Source organism: Chitinophaga sp. S165 (genome assembly GCF_003182155.1).
In the GTDB taxonomy this organism is placed as follows: domain Bacteria; phylum Bacteroidota; class Bacteroidia; order Chitinophagales; family Chitinophagaceae; genus Chitinophaga.
In genome coordinates, this window is record NZ_QGTG01000006.1 from 188,574 (window position 1) to 209,347 (window position 20,774).

Annotated in this window: 15 protein-coding genes; 10 read left to right on the forward strand and 5 right to left on the reverse strand. The window is 46.2% G+C overall.

The genetic code is table 11. The features are described from left to right. Position 1: 1 nt before the first annotated feature. Positions 2–3,775, forward strand: a complete 3,774-nt coding sequence (locus C7475_RS22140) for a HAMP domain-containing sensor histidine kinase (protein WP_110055587.1) — start codon at positions 2–4, stop codon at positions 3,773–3,775. Positions 3,776–4,186: 411 nt separating this feature from the next. Here C7475_RS22140 and plsX read toward each other — a convergent pair whose 3' ends face one another. The 3 genes from plsX to C7475_RS22155 all read right to left on the reverse strand — a co-directional run bounded on the left by plsX (position 4,187) and on the right by C7475_RS22155 (position 5,977). Then, on the reverse strand, positions 4,187–5,128 hold the full coding sequence (plsX, locus tag C7475_RS22145; protein WP_110055588.1) for a phosphate acyltransferase PlsX: 942 nt from the start codon (positions 5,126–5,128) through the stop codon (positions 4,187–4,189). A gap of 44 nt (positions 5,129–5,172) precedes the next feature. Then, positions 5,173–5,367, reverse strand: coding sequence for a 50S ribosomal protein L32 (gene rpmF / locus C7475_RS22150; RefSeq protein WP_012793868.1), 195 nt, complete (start codon positions 5,365–5,367; stop codon positions 5,173–5,175). A 73-nt stretch (positions 5,368–5,440) separates the two neighbouring features. Continuing rightward, positions 5,441–5,977 carry a DUF177 domain-containing protein gene (locus tag C7475_RS22155; protein ID WP_110055589.1) on the reverse strand — a complete coding sequence of 179 codons (537 nt, stop codon included), beginning with the start codon at positions 5,975–5,977 and terminating at the stop codon, positions 5,441–5,443. 156 nt (positions 5,978–6,133) lie between these two features. Here C7475_RS22155 and C7475_RS22160 point away from each other — a divergent pair, with 156 nt between their 5' ends. Then, on the forward strand, positions 6,134–8,155 hold the full coding sequence (locus C7475_RS22160; RefSeq protein ID WP_158286581.1) for a response regulator: 2,022 nt from the start codon (positions 6,134–6,136) through the stop codon (positions 8,153–8,155). Positions 8,156–8,160: 5 nt separating this feature from the next. On the opposite strand, the gene C7475_RS22165 is transcribed toward C7475_RS22160, so the two are convergent. Further along, positions 8,161–9,039, reverse strand: coding sequence for a fructosamine kinase family protein (locus C7475_RS22165; RefSeq protein ID WP_110055591.1), 879 nt, complete (start codon positions 9,037–9,039; stop codon positions 8,161–8,163). A 17-nt stretch (positions 9,040–9,056) separates the two neighbouring features. Between C7475_RS22165 and C7475_RS22170 the strand changes: the two genes are divergently transcribed. Together C7475_RS22170 and C7475_RS22175 are read left to right on the forward strand one after the other, a co-directional pair. Further along, the gene (locus C7475_RS22170; protein ID WP_110055592.1) at positions 9,057–10,142 is read left to right on the forward strand and encodes a DUF3810 domain-containing protein; all 1,086 of its coding nucleotides are present in this window, start codon (positions 9,057–9,059) and stop codon (positions 10,140–10,142) included. Position 10,143: 1 nt separating this feature from the next. Next, entirely contained in the window at positions 10,144–12,759 is a 2,616-nt protein-coding gene (locus C7475_RS22175; RefSeq protein ID WP_110055593.1) for a glucosidase, read from the forward strand. A gap of 150 nt (positions 12,760–12,909) precedes the next feature. Here C7475_RS22175 and C7475_RS22180 read toward each other — a convergent pair whose 3' ends face one another. Beyond that, positions 12,910–13,857, reverse strand: a complete 948-nt coding sequence (locus C7475_RS22180) for an arginase (protein WP_110055594.1) — start codon at positions 13,855–13,857, stop codon at positions 12,910–12,912. A 253-nt stretch (positions 13,858–14,110) separates the two neighbouring features. On the opposite strand from C7475_RS22180, the gene C7475_RS22185 reads away from it, so the two are divergent. The 6 genes from C7475_RS22185 to C7475_RS22210 all read left to right on the forward strand — a co-directional run bounded on the left by C7475_RS22185 (position 14,111) and on the right by C7475_RS22210 (position 20,767). Further along, positions 14,111–15,250 carry an acyl-CoA dehydrogenase gene (locus C7475_RS22185; RefSeq protein WP_110055595.1) on the forward strand — a complete coding sequence of 380 codons (1,140 nt, stop codon included), beginning with the start codon at positions 14,111–14,113 and terminating at the stop codon, positions 15,248–15,250. A gap of 251 nt (positions 15,251–15,501) precedes the next feature. Continuing rightward, positions 15,502–16,356 (forward strand): DNA damage-inducible protein D, encoded by an 855-nt coding sequence (gene dinD / locus C7475_RS22190; RefSeq protein WP_110055596.1) that lies wholly within the window; start codon positions 15,502–15,504, stop codon positions 16,354–16,356. 78 nt (positions 16,357–16,434) lie between these two features. Then, the gene (locus C7475_RS33180) at positions 16,435–17,184 is read left to right on the forward strand and encodes a hypothetical protein (protein WP_199236273.1); all 750 of its coding nucleotides are present in this window, start codon (positions 16,435–16,437) and stop codon (positions 17,182–17,184) included. A gap of 79 nt (positions 17,185–17,263) precedes the next feature. After that, positions 17,264–17,941: a YggS family pyridoxal phosphate-dependent enzyme gene (locus C7475_RS22200; protein WP_110055597.1), complete on the forward strand. Its 678-nt coding sequence runs from the start codon at positions 17,264–17,266 to the stop codon at positions 17,939–17,941. A 76-nt stretch (positions 17,942–18,017) separates the two neighbouring features. Then, positions 18,018–19,748, forward strand: a complete 1,731-nt coding sequence (locus C7475_RS22205; RefSeq protein WP_110055598.1) for a tetratricopeptide repeat protein — start codon at positions 18,018–18,020, stop codon at positions 19,746–19,748. A gap of 128 nt (positions 19,749–19,876) precedes the next feature. After that, a complete protein-coding gene (locus tag C7475_RS22210; RefSeq protein WP_146217617.1) occupies positions 19,877–20,767 on the forward strand; it encodes a tetratricopeptide repeat protein in 891 nt (296 codons plus the stop codon). The last annotated feature ends 7 nt before the right edge of the window (positions 20,768–20,774 follow it).

The following is a 20,774-nucleotide window of genomic DNA, read 5'->3' on the forward strand; positions in this document are numbered from 1 at the left end:
GTTGCTGGATATCAAAGAAATAAGGCTTTTTTTCATCCGCCATGGATATCTCCTGATCATTGCTGCCTGGTTATTCACCTTTTCATTCCTTTTCAGCAATTACTGGTCATACTATTCCTCTCCGCAGGGTGTTAAACGCAGCCTGGAGAAAAGTCTGCGGCATCGGGAAATGGCTTTTGAAGAGCTCACAAAAGACACCACGCTGATCGAGCACATCTTTTCCCGTGATCAGAATGAACAGGATGCCAGGCGGCTGGTAAAACAGGACTTCTACCTCTTCGCCTATGACAGCAGTACCGCCAGCCGCTGGCTGGTATACTGGAGCACGAACCTGATGCTGCCGGAAGAATGGCAGGCCCCGCTTAGCCCCGGTATCCGCTTCCTGAAAATGAAGAACGGGTACTACGAAGTGATCTGTAAGAAACTGCCCGGCAAACAACCCGGGCATGAACGATATATTCTCGGGGCTATCCCCGTCATGATGGAATATAACATCAGTAACAACTACCTGGTAGATCATTTTTACGATAAACCGGCCCTGGGTTTGGAATATACCATCCATCTCAAACCCCCCGGTATTCCCGTGCTGAATGGCCAGGACCTGATACTTTTCTACCTGTATTACGATCGTGCCCTCGACGCCGGACCGCCTAACCTGCTCAGCGTCGTTCTACGAGTATTGGGATGTATCTGTGTACTGATATTTATCAACCTCTTTGCTACCATGCTGGCCAGACAGAAAAATCCCATGTACGGCTTTTTCTTTCTGTTTGGCGTCATCATTTTCTGTCGTACGCTGAGTTATTTCTATCCCTTTCCTTTTAACCTGCGTGCACTCAATATCTTCACGCCGCTCATCTATGCGAAGGACGAGATATTCCGCTCCCTGGGCGATCTGCTGCTGAACGTATTACTCGGCTTCTGGCTGCTGCTTTTCTTCCGTGAGCACGTTAAGACCATTAAACCGCCCATTGTTAAAAATCACTGGCAACAACGTCTGGTTATCATCCTTGCGAGTTTCATCATGTATATCGTGGGCGAGTTCTTGTCGGAACTGATCCAGAGCCTTGTGATCGACTCCAGGATCTCGTTTGATGTAGCTAACCCTTTCAGCCTGAACGAATACAGTATCATCGGTTTTGTGATCCTGGGTTTTATCTCGTTCAGTTTCCTGTTCTTCTCGCAGATCATCAACTATCTGCTCAATGAACTGACCAATTTCCGGCACCGTACGAAATATATCTTCCTTGCCGCTGTTGGTATGATATGGCTTACATTCCGCCTGCAGAACCCGGAGATATATTACTCCGTCGCCATGGTCATCTGGCTGATCATTTATGTCGTGTTGCTGGATGTACTGTCTTATCGCTTTGAGAATAGTCTGGCTACGGTCCCTTTCCTCTTCTGGTTATTCCTGCTGACCATCACTACCTCGGCTGTACTGGTGTATTACAATGACCAGAAAGAGATCAGCCTGCGGGAACGTATGGCGGTAGAGTTATCCAAACAGAAAGACCCATACGTGGAAATGCTGCTCACCGATGTGACCCGGCAAATGGAAGAAGACGAGCTTTTGCAGCTCTTCTTTCAGCAAAGCGCCGGCAGTACAGGCAGAAACATGCCACAGTCCGCACTGGAAAACGAACTGAAACAGAAATACTTTAAAGGCTACCTGGGACGCTTCAACGTAAGCTTCTATGCCTTTAACGAATATTTTGAACCTATCTACGGTGGCGATACGTCTACCTTTCCCACACTAAGCAGACGCATGCTGATGGGGTCTGAACTGATAGGCAACGAATTGTACTACAATGAGCGTAGCTTCAATGATTACAGTTATATCGGCCGTAAAGACTTCTACAACAACGGAATGCCATCCGGCTACCTGGTGTATGAACTGACGCCGGCGGTGATCAATACACAGCGCCTCTATCCTGAACTGCTCGTAGATGGAGAGATCTATGACCCCGAGAAGGAGTCTTCCGTCGCCTATTCTTACGCTATCTATGACCAGGGACAACTCGTTAGTAACAACAACGATTTTGCATTCCCTGTAAAACTATATGCTTCGGACATTCCGAAAGACGAGATCACGATCTTATCGGAAAAAGGGTATTCCAGGCTCACCTATAAAGCCTCGAAAGATAAGGTAGTGATCGTAGTGAAGGAGAACAGGAGCTTCGTTGAGTTCATCACGCTGTTCGCCTACATGTTCTGTCTCTTTCTGCTGATCATCGCTATTTACAGGGTGCTGGACCTGCTGGTAAAGGCAAGGATGCGTATCGGGAACCTCAAGGCGCTGATCAATATCAGCATCCGTAAAAAGGTGCATGGTACCATCATTTTCATCGTTGTATTCGCGTTCATCATATTGGGTCTGACAACCATCCTCTTCTTCATAGACCGCTCGGAAAGGGAGAATAAGGAACGGCTGAGCCGCACCATCAATGAGGTCTCTCACGATGTAGAAAAGGTGTTTGCCGATCAGCGCATGTTCGATGACCTGGAAGATCTGTACGATCCCATTTTCCAGGCCAGTCTGACATCTGCCATAGGAGAGATAGCAGACGAGCGTGCGCTTGACATCAATGTGTATGACAGGGACGGCAACTTACAGGTCACCACACAACCGCTGATCACAGAGAAGGGATTGCTGTCAAGGAAGATCAATCCGGATGCATTCCTGCAATTGTACCGCGATCCTAAGATTCAGTGGATCCAGAAGGAAAAGATCGGGTCAATGAAATATCTGTCAGGATATGCGCCCTTACGTAGTAACGGAGAAATCTTCGCTTACCTGAACGTGCCTTATTTTGCTACGCAGACGGAGTTAAATCAACAGATCTCCAACTTCCTGGTAGCATTGATCAACTTTAACGCTTTCATCTTCCTCATAGCCGGTTTACTGGCCCTGCTGATCACTAATTCCATTACCAAGTCATTCTCCCTGGTAACGGAAAAACTGCGTCACGTGAGCCTGGGACAGCAGAACGATGAGATAGAATGGGAAAAGGATGACGAGATTGGGGCCCTGGTGAAAGAATATAATAAGATGGTGCGTAAGCTGGAAGTGAGTGCCGCCAGGCTGGCGAAGAGCGAAAGGGAAGGCGCCTGGAGGGAAATGGCCCGGCAGGTAGCCCACGAGATCAAAAACCCGCTCACGCCCATGAAGCTGAGCATCCAATACCTGCAGCGTGCGATAAACAATGACGCTCCAAACGTAAAGCAGCTGGCACATAACGTAGCGCATACACTGGTAGAACAGATAGAGCATCTGGCGAATATCGCCTCGGACTTCTCTGCTTTCTCCCGCATCGATGAAGCTAATAGCGAAGTGTTGTTGCTGAATGAAGTACTTCACTCCCTGAAAGACCTGTACCAGAGCCATGAGAACTGTAATATCCATTTCGCGCCTCCTGGCCGTGCCTACTATATTTTTGCCGATAAAACACAGATGAACCGCCTGTTCACTAACCTCTTACAGAACGCCGTACAGGCATTGCCGGAAGGCAGGGTAGGACATGTCACCATCGCCATGGAGCAGGCGGAAGACGGCTGGGTAGTAGTTAGTGTGGAAGATAACGGAGAGGGCATCCCTCCGGAGATCCAGCCTAAGATCTTTGTGCCGAACTTTACGACCAAAAACTCTGGTACCGGCCTCGGACTGGCCATGTGTAAGAACATTGTTGAGCAGGCGAGGGGAGAGATCTGGTTTGAGACGCAGTTAACGGTTGGGACGACTTTCTATGTGAGGCTGCCGCTGGAAAAGGTGTGATCATTTGTCCAATTCAAATCATTGTATACCGATCGACCCGCTGCGGCGGGTCGTCTTGTTTTTGGCCGGTTTGTTATCTACATATTGCATTTGCGGGGCGTACGTATATATATCGTTTCCCGGGGTTGTCACCCCGCGCTACAAACAGGGGACCCCTAACGGGGTCTTATCGGCATTATCCATTGCTGTTTGTTTATATACGCGAATTCATCCCCGGAGATCCAACAAAACACAATAGGACCCCGCTGTTTGTAGCGCGGGGTGACAACCCTGGGGAACGCATGGGAAAACGCGAAACGGCATTGACAAAACTGAACGCGACAACATCCACGTCAATATTCAAACGCAAAAAAATACCGTCCCGAATGAACGAGACGGTATCAATACCTTTCATTTTCTATAGGATGTAAACTATTTCACAAAGCTTTCGCGGATTTTGTCCAGCAGCTTTGTTTCGATCATCTGTTGCGCCAGCGCGATCATGTTTTTAAAGGCAACGGCTTTTGCAATACCGTGACCGATGATCACCGGTTGTGAAACACCCAATACGGGGGTACCACCATAGGTCTCGTGATCGAATTTTTGCATGTATTCATCGTTGATATTGCGTCTTACTGCGATATCATGGATAGATTCAGCCAATTTCAACACGATATTACCGGTAAATCCTTCACACACGATCACATCTGCTTTGTTAGTGAAAACATCCCGTCCTTCTACGTTACCGATGAAGTTCAGCAGCGGATTGTCTTTGAGTAACGGATAAGTCGCCTGTGCCAGGAGGTTACCTTTACCTTCTTCTTCACCAATGTTCAACAATCCTACTTTAGGATTGTCGTTCTTCAGTATGTGTTGGGAGTAAAGGGAGCCGAGAATGGCAAATTGCAACAGGTTTTCCGGTTTACAGTCCGCGTTGATACCAACATCCAGTAACAGCCCGTAAGAACCATCTTCCCGGGGAACGGGAGTGGAGATTGTAGGCCGTTGTATACCTTCAATCGCCTTGATGGAATAGAAAGTGCCGACCATCATCGCACCGGTATTACCGGCGCTGATAAAGGCATCAACTTTACCCTTCTGTAACAGATGGAAGCCGATACCAATAGAAGACTGCGGTTTCTCCTTCAGGGCTTTGGTAGGATGTTCATTCATCCCGATTACCTGGGATGAATGAACAACTGAATATTTTGATTGGTCTAACTGCGCATCTGACAACAAAGGCCTTAGAGCTTCTTCATCACCAATCAGCACCAGGTGCGCGTCTGTAGCAACAGTGTCTAAAAATAATTTTACTCCTTTTACTGCTTCGAGAGGGGCGAAGTCGCCACCCATCATATCAAGCCCGATTCTCATGAACGTTTAGGTTTGTCTGTTTGGTCGGGGTAAAAATAGTAAAATTATTTAGTGCTGCTTTGTTTTTCCAATACTACTTTTCCTCTGTAGTACAGTTTGTTCTCTACCCAGTGAGCACGATGTCTCAGGTGCACTTCACCAGTTGCGCTATCTGTGCTTAAAGTATCCGCAAAGGCCTTGTAATGCGTCCTTCTCTTAGCTGATCTTTGCTGAGAATGTCTGCGTTTCGGATTTGGCATCGTATTTAAGTTTTAATTGTCCTTGTTTAGTGTTTAATAAGTAATATCAGTCGCCGCCTTTGTCGCCGGATACTCAGTTCTGACGGAATTGGTCCAGATCTTTCCAGATCGGATTGTCTTTATCGCCAGCCTGCCGGTTCATTTGGTCAAGCATGTCCAGTACCTTTGGATCACAGCCACTCTTGCCCGTACTGTCATCAGGATGAATACGTTGCATCGGGATACTGAGATTAATGAACTCATAGATCCATTCCGCAACATTCAGATGAGATTCCGTTTTGGATATGTAAGCCACATCCGGGTCCTCATCCTCCTTCATTTCGTCCGGATTCTCCACCATTTTCACAACCTGGTCAAAATCATCCCAGAGCTGTAACTCAAATGGTTGTCCGCAACGGTCACAATTGACTGTCACCTTTCCGCCAATCTCGAATTTTAACAGGAAAAAATTACTCTTCTTGTCTAACAACAACTTCACAGTTGCGTTACAATCACTGAAATCCTGCGGTCCGTAGTTTTCAAAGAAACTATCCGTAATTTGGTACTCAAATGTATGCTCTCCGGGCTTCAATCCCACAAAGGCAATATCAAATTGACGGAGTGCTTTCATAATAAAATCCTCACTTTTAGAGGGATGCAAAGGTAACCAAATATTTGCAATTGCAAAAATTTCCTAATTTTGTTGATTCCCAACATAATATTTATATATTGTATACAGTATAAATTTATGTATAGGAGCGCCAACTCCCAACCAGGACTAAACAGAATGGCAAAAGCCCGGATCAAAGGTACGAGAAAACATCCCACAGGCCGTAGTTTATCTACGGACAGTCTCGCTATATTTTCACTTCCTATCAGTGTATTTCTGCAAAATAGTAATGCAGGAGTGCTGGTTACCAATGCAATGCACCGTGTTATATGGATTAACCGGGTGTTCGAAGAAAATGCAGGTACCGACGCTTCCCGCATCACAGGTATGTCGTTTTCCGCCGTCATTAAATTTTTTAGCCGCCTTGTACAGCGTGCCGACGCTTTTGAGGAAAAAATGAAGGAGATCCGGCAGAAAAAGAAACCCTACTTTGGCTGGGAACTAATACTCAACGATGGTCGTATATATGAAGTAAGCTATAATCCCCTGATAGAAAAGCGCCGTTTTATAGGCAGCATCTGGCAGATAGTGGATGTGTCCAGGCATAAAATGCCCCGTTCAGAAATGGACCTGGCCCGCCGTCAGGCCGAAGAAGCCAGAGGCGCCCAGAAGGAATTCCTGGCCAGTATGAGCCACGAGATCCGGACCCCGCTGAATGTAGTGGTCGGCATGACCCATCTCCTGGAAGAAACTAATCTTGACGCCAAACAGCGGGACTATATCAACATCCTCAAGCATTCATCAGGGATCCTTATGGGGCTCATTTCTGACATACTCGACCTTTCTAAAATAGAGGCAGGAGAACTACAGGTGAACCAGCGGGAGTTTAATCTGACCGAACTGGTCCAGTCCCTGAGGCATACTTTTGAACTGAAAATGGGTCCCCGTCCGGTAAAGATCTCTGCCCATATTGACCCGCAGCTGCAGAACCGGCTGGTGGGCGATGATATGCTGCTGAACCAAATACTTATGAACTTGTTAGGTAATGCAGAGAAGTTTACCAGGGAAGGTGAAATAGCCATTAACGTAAAACTGGAATCGTGGCAGGAAGATAAACGCTGGGTGCGTTTTCAGGTATGCGATACCGGTATTGGTATCGAAAAAGATAAGCTGGAACTCATTTTCCAAAACTATAAACAGGCAGAACAGGAGATCAGGGAAATATACGGTGGTACAGGATTAGGTTTAGCCATATCCAAACAGCTGGTGGAATTACAGGGAGGAAGCATACTCGTGGAAGAATCCCACGGCTTCAGTACCTGCTTTTCATTTAATCTGCCCTTTATTGATACCCGCAAACCCTCAGTAACAAATATAAGGTCTGGAAATATGAGCAGGCAACCCAACTTCTCAGCAGCCAAGGTACTGGTCATTGAGGACAATCCTATGAACCTCAGGTATATCATTAGTTTGCTGGAGAAATACAACATACAGCATCAACTGGCTACAAATGGGCCGGACGCGCTGTATTTTCTGGATTCAAGACTATATGACCTGATTTTACTCGATATTCGTATTCCCGGCCTCAATGGCCTGGAACTTGCCGAAAAGATCAGGCAGGACGAAAGTAAACCAAACGTAGCTACACCACTGGTGGCTACTACTGCCCTGGCAATGGAAAGCACTTTTACGCAGGCAAGACAGGCAGGCATCACTGATATTTTAACGAAACCTTATACGCCAGATCAATTATTACAGGTGTTAAACAAGTACCTGAATGATGATGAAACAGAACTAATAATGGAAGAACCAATTAACTTTTCCGGATTTGAATTCCATAGCGAGCTGGATGTGAAGTACCTGAATGCTCTATACGAGAACAATATCTCCTATGCCTCAGACCTTTTTGAGATCTTTCTGAAAACAATCCGGGAAGAAGTAGTTAAACTGAGAAAACTGGTGGAAGACCGTGACTGGGAACAGCTTAAATTCCAGGTACATAAGCTGAAACCGAATTTCGCTATGGTAGGCCTTACCTGGATCACCGCCAAAATGCAACAACTGGAAAACACGCTCAATAACAACGCGCATACCCCTCCGGAAGAAGTGGATGAAGTCTTTGCAGGCATCTCCCGCGATCTGGACAAATTCTATCCGATCATTGCACAGGAGTTTGAAAGAATGAAAGAACTGCTGTAGATATGCTAAAACGCATCCAGCACTTCCTTCACACTATTATAATAGCTTCCGCCAAATAATAATAAATGTACCATCAGCGGATATAGCTGACATACACTGATACGTTGCTGCCAGTCATGTGCCAGCGGGAACATACTTTGGTAGGTATAATAAAAACGGGTGTCAAACCCTCCGAAAAGCCTTGCCATTGCCAGGTCCATTTCACGGTTGCCATAATATACCGCAGGGTCGTATACACAGGCCCTGCCATCACGCCCTACCATAAAGTTACCCGACCACAGGTCGCCATGCAGCAAAGCGGGTGGTTCTTCGGGAAATATAGACGGTAACTTGCGCCACAAGGTCTCCATCTGTGTTACCATGTGCTTATCTATGACCTGACGGTCGTAAGCTACCTTCGTCAGCGGCTGTAAACGGTTGAAAGCATAAAAAACAGACCAACTGCTGTAAGGTGTATTATATTGTTTGATCGTTCCGATGTAGTTTGCCTGTGGCAGTCCGAAATGAGACTGCGTATGCCGGTGCATGCGGGACAGACCCGCTGCAAAATTCTCCCAGAAATCAGGATTGGCGCCTCCCTTCTCAATAAATTCCGTGACCAGGAATACCTTTCCCCCCGAACGGCCGGTCGCTAACGGACGCGGTACCGCCAGCGTATGCGTAGCAGATATCGCATCAAGCCCCATAAACTCTCTTTCAAACATATCCGGATAATTGCGTGCATCATTCATTTTCAGGAACAGCAAACCATTGTCTGTATTCAGCTTAAAAGTTTCATTTATATCTCCACCAGGTAGCTTTTCTGCGTAATTAATATGTATTTTCAATCCCGACTGACAGGAAAGTGCAGATGTCAGCTCGCCCATTAATATTTCATCGGTCATTTCTTTAGCAGGTTGATATGGATTTTAGAATAAAGATACAGGGAATTGGAGTACGTATACTGATAACCGTTGTGTGCATTTGCCTGCTGCAAGGGCTGTTTGCATTCAGCGAAAGGTTTTCTGGTTTTTACTTTCATAGGTTATACAGTTCAATCAGTTTATTCCTCCGGCAGGTACTGGGGAAAGTACCTTTCAGCTTAGGCGACGTAATATATGCCGCCTGGATTATAACTCTTATTGTTTATTTGTTAAAGATATGTTATAAAATCCTTAAAAAGCAATGGGGTAGATTGGGAGTCCAGTTATTACTGGGTATTCAGTCGTTATTGACTGTATATCTTATATTTATGTTATTCTGGGGTTACAATTATGAACGTAATTCCCTGGAAAAAGACCTCCGTTTGGACGTGCAGGACTATAATACAGATCAGTTATACCAACTCGCAGATACACTGCTGCAACAGGTCAATAATTATAAAATTGCCCTGGGCGATAGTATACATGCTACCCATACAGGACATGACAGTGCCGCCATGTTCGGACAGGCAGTTACGGCTTATCAGCTGGCCGGTCAGCAATGGCCCAGTCTCCGGTATAACAATGCCTGTATCAAATCCTCCTTGTACAACCAGTTGCTGAACTATATGGGCGTAGGCGGCTACCTGAACCCCTTTACCGGGGAAGCCCAGGTGAACGTATCAACCCCCGGATTCTTGCATCCGTTCACAATTTGCCATGAAATCGCCCACCAGCTAGGGTACGCTCCTGAAGAAGAAGCCAATTTTGTGGGGTATCTTGTGGCCAATAATTCTCCTGATGTCCGCTTTCGCTATGCAGCTAACTTTGAGATGTTTATGTATAGCGTAAGGCAGCTCAGAAGACAGGATACCACACTGGCAGGACAGCTATGGCGCAGGACCGTGCCGGGTATCAGGGCCGATATGAAACAGATCAGGGACTTTTATGACAACTATCGCAGTCCGGTTGATGACTATACAGCAATAATATATGATCAGTATCTTAAGGCCAACAAACAGGAAAAAGGCATCCGCAGCTATAGTGAAGTTGTAGGGTGGCTAATCGCTTATTTCAAGATCAGGTAATATGAATACAGAACAACAAAGACTACAACAGACAGGATGGAAGAAATGGGGATCTTATGTGAGTGACAGGCAATGGGGCACTGTCAGGGAGGATTATAGTGCAGACGGAAGCGCCTGGAACTATACCACTCATGATATGGCCCGGAGCAGGGCCTGGAGATGGGGAGAAGATGGCATCGCCGGTATCTCCGACGATAAACAACTCCTGTGTTTTTCCCTCGGATTATGGAACGGGAAAGATCCCATCATGAAGGAGCGCTTCTTCGGCCTTACGAATGAACAGGGCAATCATGGGGAAGATGTAAAGGAACTTTACTACTACCTCGACGCTACCCCCACGCATTCCTACATGAAGATGCTTTATAAATATCCGCAGCAGGCCTATCCCTATCAATGGCTGATAGACGAGAACGCCCGCAGGGGAAAACATGAAGGGGAATTCGAGATAATAGATACCGGCGTCTTTAATGACGATAAATACTTCGATGTATTCGTTGAATATGCCAAAGCCGGTACAGACGATATCCTGGTGAAGATCACCGTGCATAACCGGGGTAATGAATCGGCAGAGATCCACCTGGCGCCTACCGTCTGGTTCCGCAATACCTGGTCATGGGGACGCCATGATTATAAACCTGCCTTATGGGCCGATGAAGATCACTCCATTCGACTCGATCACGAAAAGATAGCCGTACGATACCTGTACAAAGAAGAAGAGAGTGGCGGTGAACTGTTGTTCTGTGACAATGAGACCAATTATCAGCGTTTGTTCAATATAAAGGGCAGTACCCCTTATCCTAAAGACGGTATCCACGACTATATCGCCTACGGTAGTAATACCGTCAACCCGGAAAGAAAAGGCACCAAAGCTGCCGTACATTATAAGCTGTCCATACCTGCAAAAGGATCTGCTACGGTGCGTCTGCGTTTGTCTGACAAACACCTCTACGATGCCTTTGAAGACTTCAATGAGGTTTTCCGGCAACGGCTGTCGGAAGCAGATGCTTTCTATGAAGAGCTGCAGGCCGGCATTAAAAGTGAAGACGAAAGAATGGTGCAGCGCCAGGCGCTGGGTGGCATGTTATGGAACAAACAGTTCTATTCCTATAAAGTACAACAATGGCTGGATGGCGATCCTGCAATGCCGCCACCACCTCCTGAAAGACAATACGGGCGTAATAAGAACTGGAAACAACTGAATAATGAAGATATCATCTCCGTACCCGATAAGTGGGAGTTCCCCTGGTACGCAGCCTGGGACCTGGCATTTCATTGTGTAACACTGGCCATGGTAGATCCCGACTTCGCCAAACAGCAGCTGATCATGCTGACGGAAGAATGGTATATGAACCCCTCCGGAGAGTTTCCAGCCTATGAATGGGCCTTCGGTGATGTGAATCCACCTGTGCATGCAGGTGCCACCTACCGGGTCTTCAAACAGGACGCTGCTATCAAAGGCCGTAAGGACTACGAGTTCCTGGAGGCAGTATTCCATAAACTGATGATCAACTTCACCTGGTGGGTGAACCGTAAAGACAGCGTGGGCAGTAACATCTTCGAAGGGGGGTTCCTGGGACTGGATAACGTTGGCGCATTCGACCGCAGTATGCCACTGCCCAGCGGCATCAGGCAGGAGCAGGCGGATGCTACCAGCTGGATGGCTATCTATGCCCTGAATATGCTGCATATTGCCCTGGAACTGGCCGGGTATAATAAAGTCTATACCGGCATGGCCATCAAGTTCTTTGAGCATTTCATGTACATAGCCGGTGCTATGGCCAGTATGGGAGACGTGAAGAACGGTCTGTGGGATGATAAGGACCAGTTCTACTATGATCAGATCCGGATGCCCGACAACAGGGTGGAAAGGCTGCGCCTGCGTAGTATGGTAGGGTTGATCCCTCTTTTCGCGGTAGAGGTCATATCCACAGAAACGCTGAAAAACAATCCGGCTTTCGAAAAAAGAATGACCTGGTTCCTTAAACACCGGCCCGACCTGGCACAGCTGGTGTCCCGGTGGTATGAAGAAGGAGAGGGTAATAAACACCTGCTTAGCCTGTTGCGCGGCCACCGTATGAAACGGCTGCTTGCCCGTATGCTGGACGAGACGGAGTTCCTGGGGCCATTTGGCGTGCGTTCCCTATCCAAACAGTATGAAAAGGAACCATTCGTCTTCTGTAAAGACGGGGTGGAACTGGAGGTAAAATATCTACCTGGCGAAAGTGACAGTTACACCTATGGTGGTAACTCTAACTGGCGTGGGCCTGTATGGATGCAAATGAATTTCCTGATGATAGAAAGCTTAAGGAAGTTCCATTATTTCTATTCTGATGATTTCAAGGTAGAATACCCCAGCCGCAGTGGTAAATTCCTCACCCTGAAAGATGTGGGTACGGAACTGGCCTGTCGCCTGTTGAAGGTCTTCCTGAAAGACGAAAACGGTAAGAGGGCTGTGTTTGGGCATAATGAAAAGATGCAGAACGACCCGCATTTCAGGGACAACGTCCTCTTTTTTGAATATTTCCATGGAGAGACGGGGCAGGGGCTGGGTGCCTCTCATCAAACCGGCTGGACAGGGTTAGTGGCTAACCTGATCAAAATGAAGAATAATCCCTGATAGAGAGAACAAAGAGAGAAGAAGCAGAGAAGAAGCAGAGAAGAAGGGGTGGACTTGATGCGATGATCAAGTCCACCCCTTCTTCTCTGCTTCTTCGTCTAAACTTTGATTGAACACCGTCGGGAGCTACATATTTATGTAGGAATGCCGCTAGTTCAACAGCAGTACATTAACGCTGCGCTGTAATATATTAAAGGCTATTTCTGCCATCAGGTTCTCTTTATCCAGCGTTGGGTTCACCTCTGTGATCTCAAAACAACAGATCTTACGGTGCTGCATGAATTTGGAGATCAGATCTTCAACCTCACGTTCCCTTAACCCATTGGTGACTGGGGTACCTGTACCTTTGGAAATGGATGCATCCAGGCTGTCCACATCAAACGAAACATAGATGTATTCACAGTCGCTCAGGTAACGGAATACTGACCGTGCAATCTGTTCCGGCCCTTTACGGCGTACCTCATTGGTGGAGATCACCTTCATGCCGTATGACTTGATCAGGTGCTCTTCCTCCTTTTCATAATCGCGCAGGGAGATGAATACGATATCCTCCGGTAAGATCTTTGGTGCGATGTTCCCGATATTTTTCAGCGCCTCCCAGGTTTTGATGGTATTATCATCCAGGTCATGCACTTTACATTCGAGATTGTCTTCTGCAATCGATATAGCTACGGGCATACCGTGCATATTGCCGGAAGGAGTGGTATAAGGTGTGTGAAGGTCAGCATGAGCGTCGATCCAGATAGCGCCCAGTTTAGCCTTCGGATGTGCCATCTTTAAACCGGCGATTGTAGCTCCTGCGGTACTATGGTCGCCGGAAAGTATTACCGGGAACCAGTTTGTTTTAACAGTCTCACAAACGCTTTTACTGATCCTTTCGTAGAGGGTCAGCGTCCCTTTAATTCTTTTGGCATAGGGTGATTCTATAGGTTCGAAAAGGAGCTTATTTTCGGTTTCTATGGCCTCAGTAGGGAAGTGCACAAAAAAATTGCTCATAAAGTCCAGAGCAGCTATTTTAATCGCTTCTACGCCCAGGCTGGCGCCACGGGTGCCGGCCCCAATTTCTGACTTAACCTCAATGATCTTGATATTCTTCATAAAAGAAAGTTATCCTGCTACAAGCTACACGATTTTAACAGAATGGTTTTCATACCGTACTATCGAGGCGTATATCCACTTGCCGTAAACGGTAAAACAATTGCAATAAGGACGCTGTATCTTCAAATAATCTTTAATGTTTTGACAGGAATGATGGATAAGAATGAATTTTAGAGGACGTATTTTTTTAGATGGGTATTAAAAAATAGCTTTGGTTACAGTTATGTTATAAACACCAAAAAAAGAAGATTCCATGGATTTCCAACTCACTGAAGAACACCTCATGATACAGAAGGCGGCACGCGATTTCGCCATAAATGAATTATTACCCGGCGTTATTGAACGTGACGAGAAGCAGCAATATCCCGCAGAGCAGATCAAAAAACTGGGAGAACTGGGCTTCCTCGGTATGATGGTAGACCCGAAATACGGTGGCGCCGGACTCGATACCGTATCCTACGTGCTGGCCATGGAAGAGATCTCCAAAATAGATGCTTCCACTTCAGTGTGTATGAGTGTGAATAACTCCCTGGTTTGCTGGGGACTTGAAACGTTCGGTACAGAAGAACAAAAACAGAAATACCTCGTGCCGCTGGCCAAAGGAGAGATCACTGGCGCATTCCTGCTAAGTGAGCCCGAAGCCGGTTCTGATGCTACTTCCCAGCGCACGAAGGCAGAAGATAAAGGAGATTATTACCTGGTGAACGGTACCAAAAACTGGATCACAAACGGTAACAGTGCCAGCGTGTATCTTTTGATCGCGCAGACCTATCCTGAAAAAGGCAGTAAAGGTATCAACGCCCTGATCGTTGAAAAGAACTCTCCAGGCATCACGGTGGGAGCGAAAGAGAATAAAATGGGCATCCGCGGTAGCGATACACATAGCATCATGTTCCAGGACGTAAAAGTGCCAAAAGAGAACAGGATAGGTGAGGATGGTTTTGGATTTAAATTCGCCATGAAAACATTAGGCGGAGGACGTATAGGCATTGCCTCCCAGGCACTGGGCATCGCTAGCGGGGCTTACGAACTGGCCGTTAAATATGCTAAAGAAAGAAAAGCTTTTGGTAAAGAAATAAGCCAGCACCAGGCTATCCAGTTCAAATTGGCAGACATGGCCACCCGCATAGAAGCATCCCGTTTATTATGTCTCAAAGCAGCCAGGGAAAAAGACATGCACCTGGACTATACACTTAGTGGTTCAATGGCAAAAGTGTTTGCTTCCGAAACCGCTATGTGGGTTACCACAGAAGCTGTACAGGTACATGGCGGTTACGGATACGTAAAAGAATACCATGTAGAACGCCTGATGCGCGATGCCAAAATTACGCAGATCTATGAAGGGACAAGTGAAGTCCAGCGTATCGTAATAGGGCGTGCAATATTGAGTTAAGAATATAAATGTGATATCCTCTTTATGGAGATGCATATTTATAGAAGATAGATTGTATTAGAATGAACCGTTGTTAAGGCTTTACCTTGAACCAGGCTTTCGTCCGTAGGAGATTTCCGGGTTGAAGGTGAAGCTTTGTTTTTGGCTGAATAGTATGAATTAAATCGCCTGGTAAGGCAGCTAATGTTTGCGTAATATGTAATTTAGAAACAGATCATACGTTGTAATTAATATCCAAATCATACACCAATATGAAGAGCGATCAAATTGCTGAAATGCTGAATAAGTTTGAAGAAATCCGTTATGAGCACGAAGGGATTGAATGCTGGAGTGCCAGAGAATTGCAAGGTGTACTAAGTTATACCGATTGGCGGAACTTTCTGAAAGTTTTAGATAAGGCCAAAAAAACCTGTGAAAATGCAGGAGAAAGGATAGCCGATCATTTCGTTGACGTCAACAAAATGATCGGGTTAGGAAAAGGTGGAGAGCGGGATATTGAAGACATTGCCCTTACACGTTACGCCTGCTACCTGGTTGCACAGAATGGCGATTCTTCAAAACCAGCTATAGCGTTTGCTCAGACATATTTTGCAGTTCAGACTCGAAAGCAGGAAATTATTGAGCAGAGACTGTTAGAAGTAGCCCGGGTCACTGCGAGAGATAAGTTAACACAATCAGAAAAGAAGTTATCGGGAATCATTTATGAGAGAGGTGTGGATGATCAAAGCTTCGCGGTGATAAGGTCAAAAGGGGATCAGGCTTTATTCGGTGGAAAAAATACCCAAGAAATGAAGCGTGTACTGGGAGTGCCAACTGCTCGACCATTGGCAGATTTTCTTCCTACGCTAACCCTTAAAGCGAAGGATTTTGCAACCGAGTTAACGAGCCATAATGTTGTGGAGAAAGATCTGAAGGGAGATACGCAGATATCTAAAGAGCATGTGGATAATAACCAGGAGGTACGCAAAATATTGTTAAAAAGGGGCGTAAAACCCGAAAATTTGCCACCTGCCGAAGATGTTAAAAAGTTGCAGCGGAAGTTGGAAAGTGATGAAAAAAATGTTTTGAAGAACACTAAAAGAAAAAATAATAAATCAGGTAAATAATACCTTGTGTTACTCAATGGCGGACGATGTGCAGCGTATCATCCTCGCGCGTGCACTATTGAGTTAATTGTTACTTATATGACCCTTGAAGAAAAGAACCTATGGAATAAGATCGAAGCCTTTGAGCTCGATAAAGACAATTATGCACTGAAATTCTCTGACAGACTGGCGCGCGAGAATGGCTGGTCACAAGATTTTACGCTTAAAGTTATACGGGAGTATAAACGTTTCATCTTCCTCTGTGTAGTTTGCACAGAGGGAGTGACTCCCTCCGATGCCGTAGATCAGGCATGGCATCTGCATCTGACCTATACGAAGTCTTACTGGAGAGACTTTTGCCGGGATACGCTCGGTAAGGAAGTACACCATAATCCCACAGAAGGTGGTGTCGCTGAAGATCAAAAATTTGAGAAATATTACGACCGCACGCACGTACTTTACCGGGAAAAGTTTGGAGAAGAACCTCCGGCAGATGTTTGGTTGGATAGCGATACACGTTTTTCCGACATTGATTTTGTAAGGGTTAACAGGCGCACGCATTTCTTCTTCAGGAAAATAAATTGGCGTACAAAGCTTCCGCAGATCTTCTTCAGGAAGAAAATAGATTGGCGTATGAAACTCTCCCAAATGGGTTTTATAATGGGCGTCTTTATCGTAATAGCGCTTCTTTCCTGGCAGCCTGAATTTATTTGGATGGGAGTAGTAGGAGCAGCACTCACATTCTTTTTCGGAGGTGGAGATGGGAGAGGGAAAAATAGCGGCTGCGGCGCAATAGGAGGATGTTCCTCCGGCTGCGTTGGAGGTGATGGTCCTAGCTGCAGCAGCTGATGCAGTAGTTGTAGAAGAAGCGGGTGCGACAGCTGCGGCGGAGGTTGCGGTCGTGGGGATTAATCCCTACTTTTGCAGCATGTCAGTCAATTTACCTGCTTATCAGCAAATAAACGAACAGCTGAAACCGTATAACGCCAACCTGGTCGCTGTTTCAAAAATAAAACCACCTGCAGATATACAAGCGTTGTATGATGTCGGGCAACGCATTTTCGGAGAGAACTACGTACAGGAACTGCAGGAAAAACAACCTATCCTTCCTGCAGATATAGCATGGCATTTCATTGGGCATCTTCAGTCCAATAAAGTAAAATACATCGCTCCTTTTGTAACTATGGTCCATGCGGTAGACAGCTTCAAGCTACTGGAAGAGATCAACAAACAGGCAGCTAAAAATAACCGCACTATTCATTGCCTTTTACAGGTGCACATCGCTGTAGAAGAAACCAAATTCGGATTGAGTGAAGAAGAACTGGAACGACTGCTGGAAACATATAAACAGCAGGAATCCCGTTTAACTAATATCCGTATTGCCGGTTTGATGGGCATGGCTTCAAACACAGAAAATATGCAGCAGGTGAGGAATGAATTCCGGCAGCTGCACGAGCTAAGACAACGTTTTAAATCCCGTTTCTTTCCCGATCAGGATGCATTTACAGAACTGTCTACCGGTATGAGTGGCGACTATACCATCGCACTGGAAGAAGGCAGTACCATGGTCCGTATAGGTAGTATGCTGTTCGGCGCCAGATATTAGGTGGCACAGTCATATCACCGGATTTGGTGATTTTTTAATAGGTGAAGGAAGAGCAATTTTGTGCATAATCATCTTTATGAAAAAGCTTCTTTACTTCACCATTCTGTACTGTATCTGCTCAATGATCTTTGCTTTCCGCCTCAAAACGGACAGCAACAGAAATGCTTCAGCAACAAAACGTTACCAGACCCTGAGAAAACAATACTCAGTATCCTGCAGGACCGGATGGTCTCCGGATATGGCAGATACTGAGATAGGCGCTTTGAAAGGCTGGGGAGATTATCGCTGGAAGATCACCACTGCCAGTGACAGCGTACAGTTCTATTTTGACCAGGGTATCAATATGTATTATGCGTATCATATTGTAGAGTCGATTGCCTCTTTCAGGAAAGCGATCCGGCTGGACTCCACCTGTGCTATGGCCTGGTACGGAAAAGCGCTGGCTGTCGGTTACTCCATTGATCTGGCCGAAAACGGGCCGGTACCCGCAGAAGCAATAGAAGCAGCAAAAAAAAGCATGCAGTACGCTGGCGTTTGTACCCCGCTGGAAAAAAGCCTGATAGCCGCACAGGCAGTACGTTTTACGGGCGATTCAACCGGCGGTATCGTCGGTATGATGCAACGTTATGAACATGCAATGTCAGTGGTAGCAAAAGATAACGCTGGTAATGCAGATGCGTTGACATTATATGCAGATGCACTTACAAGGAAATATCTAAACCTGTTGTATGAGAAAGATCTGACGCCTAAACCGTGGACGAACGATATCATGAAAAACCTGATGGCAGCAATAGCTATCGCCCCGAGACATCCCGGCGCTCACCATATGTTGGTGCATACTTTACAGGGATCCTCACATCCACAGGATGCTATGCATAGTGCAGAGATATTGCCATCCCTCATGCCAGGTATGGCCCATATGGTACATATGCCTTCCCACATCTATCTGCGTACAGGCTTCTATCAGAAAGGCATCACCATTAATGACGAAGCTATAGCAGCATTCGGGAATACCGCAAAGGAGTTCTCACCTGTAGCAGGCAGTAGCCTGTTCTACAGTTCTCACCCTACACATGTAAAGGCCGCCTGTGCTATTATGAGCGGCGACTATTCAGTTGCCGATGCAGCTGCGGTAGTACTGAGAAAAGAGTTAACACCTGAACTGCTGGTTATTCCAGGCCCGTTCGGCACATATATGCAGTATGGATATCAGACGAAAGTGCTCAGTGACGTTCGTTTCGGAAAGTGGGAGGAACTGCTGAAAGAAGAAACGGTGGATACCTTGGCATATGCGGCAGTCTTATCCCATTTCGGGAAGGGGATAGCCAATGCACGTCTGCATAAACTTAATGATGCTGATAGCGAGTTACGTGCCCTGGAAGTATGTATACATGCCCCTGAATTAAAAGAAGCGACAAATGAGATCGACGCTTTTTATGAACCGGCAACTATTGCGCGTGATATTCTGAAGGGAGTGATCGCTACAGAGCGCAAACAGTATAAACAGGCCATTGCAGCATTTGAAAGGGCAAGTATTACAGACGATTCCCTGTCATACGGAGAACCTCGCTACTGGCTGCTGCCAGCCAGGCATTACCTGGGCGATGTATACCTGCAAATGAAGAACTACAAGAAGGCCATTGAAGTGTTCAACCAGGACCTGGAGCTTAATCCGGGAAATATATGGGCATTCAATGGATTGCTGGCAGCTTATACTGCAACGAGTAATACTAAAGACATCACCACAACAAAGGAGAAAATGAAAAAAGCGGATCTCCACGCAGCCATAGGGAAACCGGTGTACTAACGCACGAATGTGTTCCGCCATAACACTGTAAGGTTAGTATAGTATCCCATTTTTGGGGATACAGATCACCACCTTTGGCTATTTTCAAACAGGCGAAGGAGTAGGAGTTTTGTTATAGTTAATTGACTATGAAAAAAGCCCTCTTCTTCGCCATTTGTTTTTGTGTCTGCTTTATTGTGGCCGCCTTCACCATGCGCCGGAGCAGTAACACTAAACCGGTAGTAAAACATGAAAAGCCGGTGATCAGGACTGGTATATCACGTTTTTATACCTTATATGCCACGCATATGAAAGCAGGTAACGCTATGATGAATGGCGACTATATTACCGCCAATGAAGCCAGTGCGCGCTTAAGGGATGGACTTACGCCCGATAACCTGGCCATGCCCGGTGCAGACGGCAACATGTGGCAGTACATCTACCAAACGCAGTTATTGACCCTGGTACGTTTTGGAAAATGGGAAGAGGTTTTAAGAGATAGCCCTGTAGATACCCTGGTCTATGCCGCCCTGTTATCCCACTTTGCAAGAGGCATGGCATTGGCCCGTTTAAATGATATTGCTGCTGCCGATGATGAGCTGGAATGGCTGGAAGCAGCGCTGATGGACTTCGGCCTGAAGACCTCTTCTGATCTGCTGGAAGCAGTGTATTGTCCCGGAACTATCGCCCGCGATATTTTAACTGGCATGATCGCAGCGGCAAAAAAAGACTATCGTGCCGCCATCACAGCATTAGAACAAGCTGTTATAACCGAAGATGAGTTGCCACAGGGCAAGATCCGTTACTGGATATTGCCGGCCAGGCACTACCTCGGAGATGTTTACCTACAGATGAAAGAATATCAGAAGGCAATCAGTGTTTTCAATGCAGACTTGCAGATCAATTCAGGGAATATCTGGGCATTACAGGGTCTCGTCCTGGCCTATGCGGCTATCAATGATGCAACTGGAATAAAAAATACAAGAGAAAAGATGGCAAACAATTATTCTGGTAGAAGAATTGAAAGGCCGGTATTCTGAGACACAT

What these genes read in the sequence shown, in the direction of transcription:
- C7475_RS22160 (WP_158286581.1), top strand. Translation starts at nt 6,134, where the DNA reads ATGGCAAAAGCCCGGATCAAAGGTACGAGAAAACATCCCACAGGCCGT.
- dinD (WP_110055596.1), top strand. Translation starts at nt 15,502, where the DNA reads ATGAAGAGCGATCAAATTGCTGAAATGCTGAATAAGTTTGAAGAAATC.
- C7475_RS33180 (WP_199236273.1), top strand. Translation starts at nt 16,435, where the DNA reads ATGACCCTTGAAGAAAAGAACCTATGGAATAAGATCGAAGCCTTTGAG.
- plsX (WP_110055588.1), bottom strand. Translation starts at nt 5,128, where the DNA reads ATGAGAATCGGGCTTGATATGATGGGTGGCGACTTCGCCCCTCTCGAA.
- C7475_RS22205 (WP_110055598.1), top strand. Translation starts at nt 18,018, where the DNA reads ATGAAAAAGCTTCTTTACTTCACCATTCTGTACTGTATCTGCTCAATG.
- C7475_RS22165 (WP_110055591.1), bottom strand. Translation starts at nt 9,039, where the DNA reads ATGACCGATGAAATATTAATGGGCGAGCTGACATCTGCACTTTCCTGT.
- C7475_RS22210 (WP_146217617.1), top strand. Translation starts at nt 19,877, where the DNA reads ATGAAAAAAGCCCTCTTCTTCGCCATTTGTTTTTGTGTCTGCTTTATT.
- C7475_RS22185 (WP_110055595.1), top strand. Translation starts at nt 14,111, where the DNA reads ATGGATTTCCAACTCACTGAAGAACACCTCATGATACAGAAGGCGGCA.
- C7475_RS22155 (WP_110055589.1), bottom strand. Translation starts at nt 5,977, where the DNA reads ATGAAAGCACTCCGTCAATTTGATATTGCCTTTGTGGGATTGAAGCCC.
- rpmF (WP_012793868.1), bottom strand. Translation starts at nt 5,367, where the DNA reads ATGCCAAATCCGAAACGCAGACATTCTCAGCAAAGATCAGCTAAGAGA.
- C7475_RS22200 (WP_110055597.1), top strand. Translation starts at nt 17,264, where the DNA reads ATGTCAGTCAATTTACCTGCTTATCAGCAAATAAACGAACAGCTGAAA.
- C7475_RS22170 (WP_110055592.1), top strand. Translation starts at nt 9,057, where the DNA reads ATGGATTTTAGAATAAAGATACAGGGAATTGGAGTACGTATACTGATA.
- C7475_RS22180 (WP_110055594.1), bottom strand. Translation starts at nt 13,857, where the DNA reads ATGAAGAATATCAAGATCATTGAGGTTAAGTCAGAAATTGGGGCCGGC.
- C7475_RS22175 (WP_110055593.1), top strand. Translation starts at nt 10,144, where the DNA reads ATGAATACAGAACAACAAAGACTACAACAGACAGGATGGAAGAAATGG.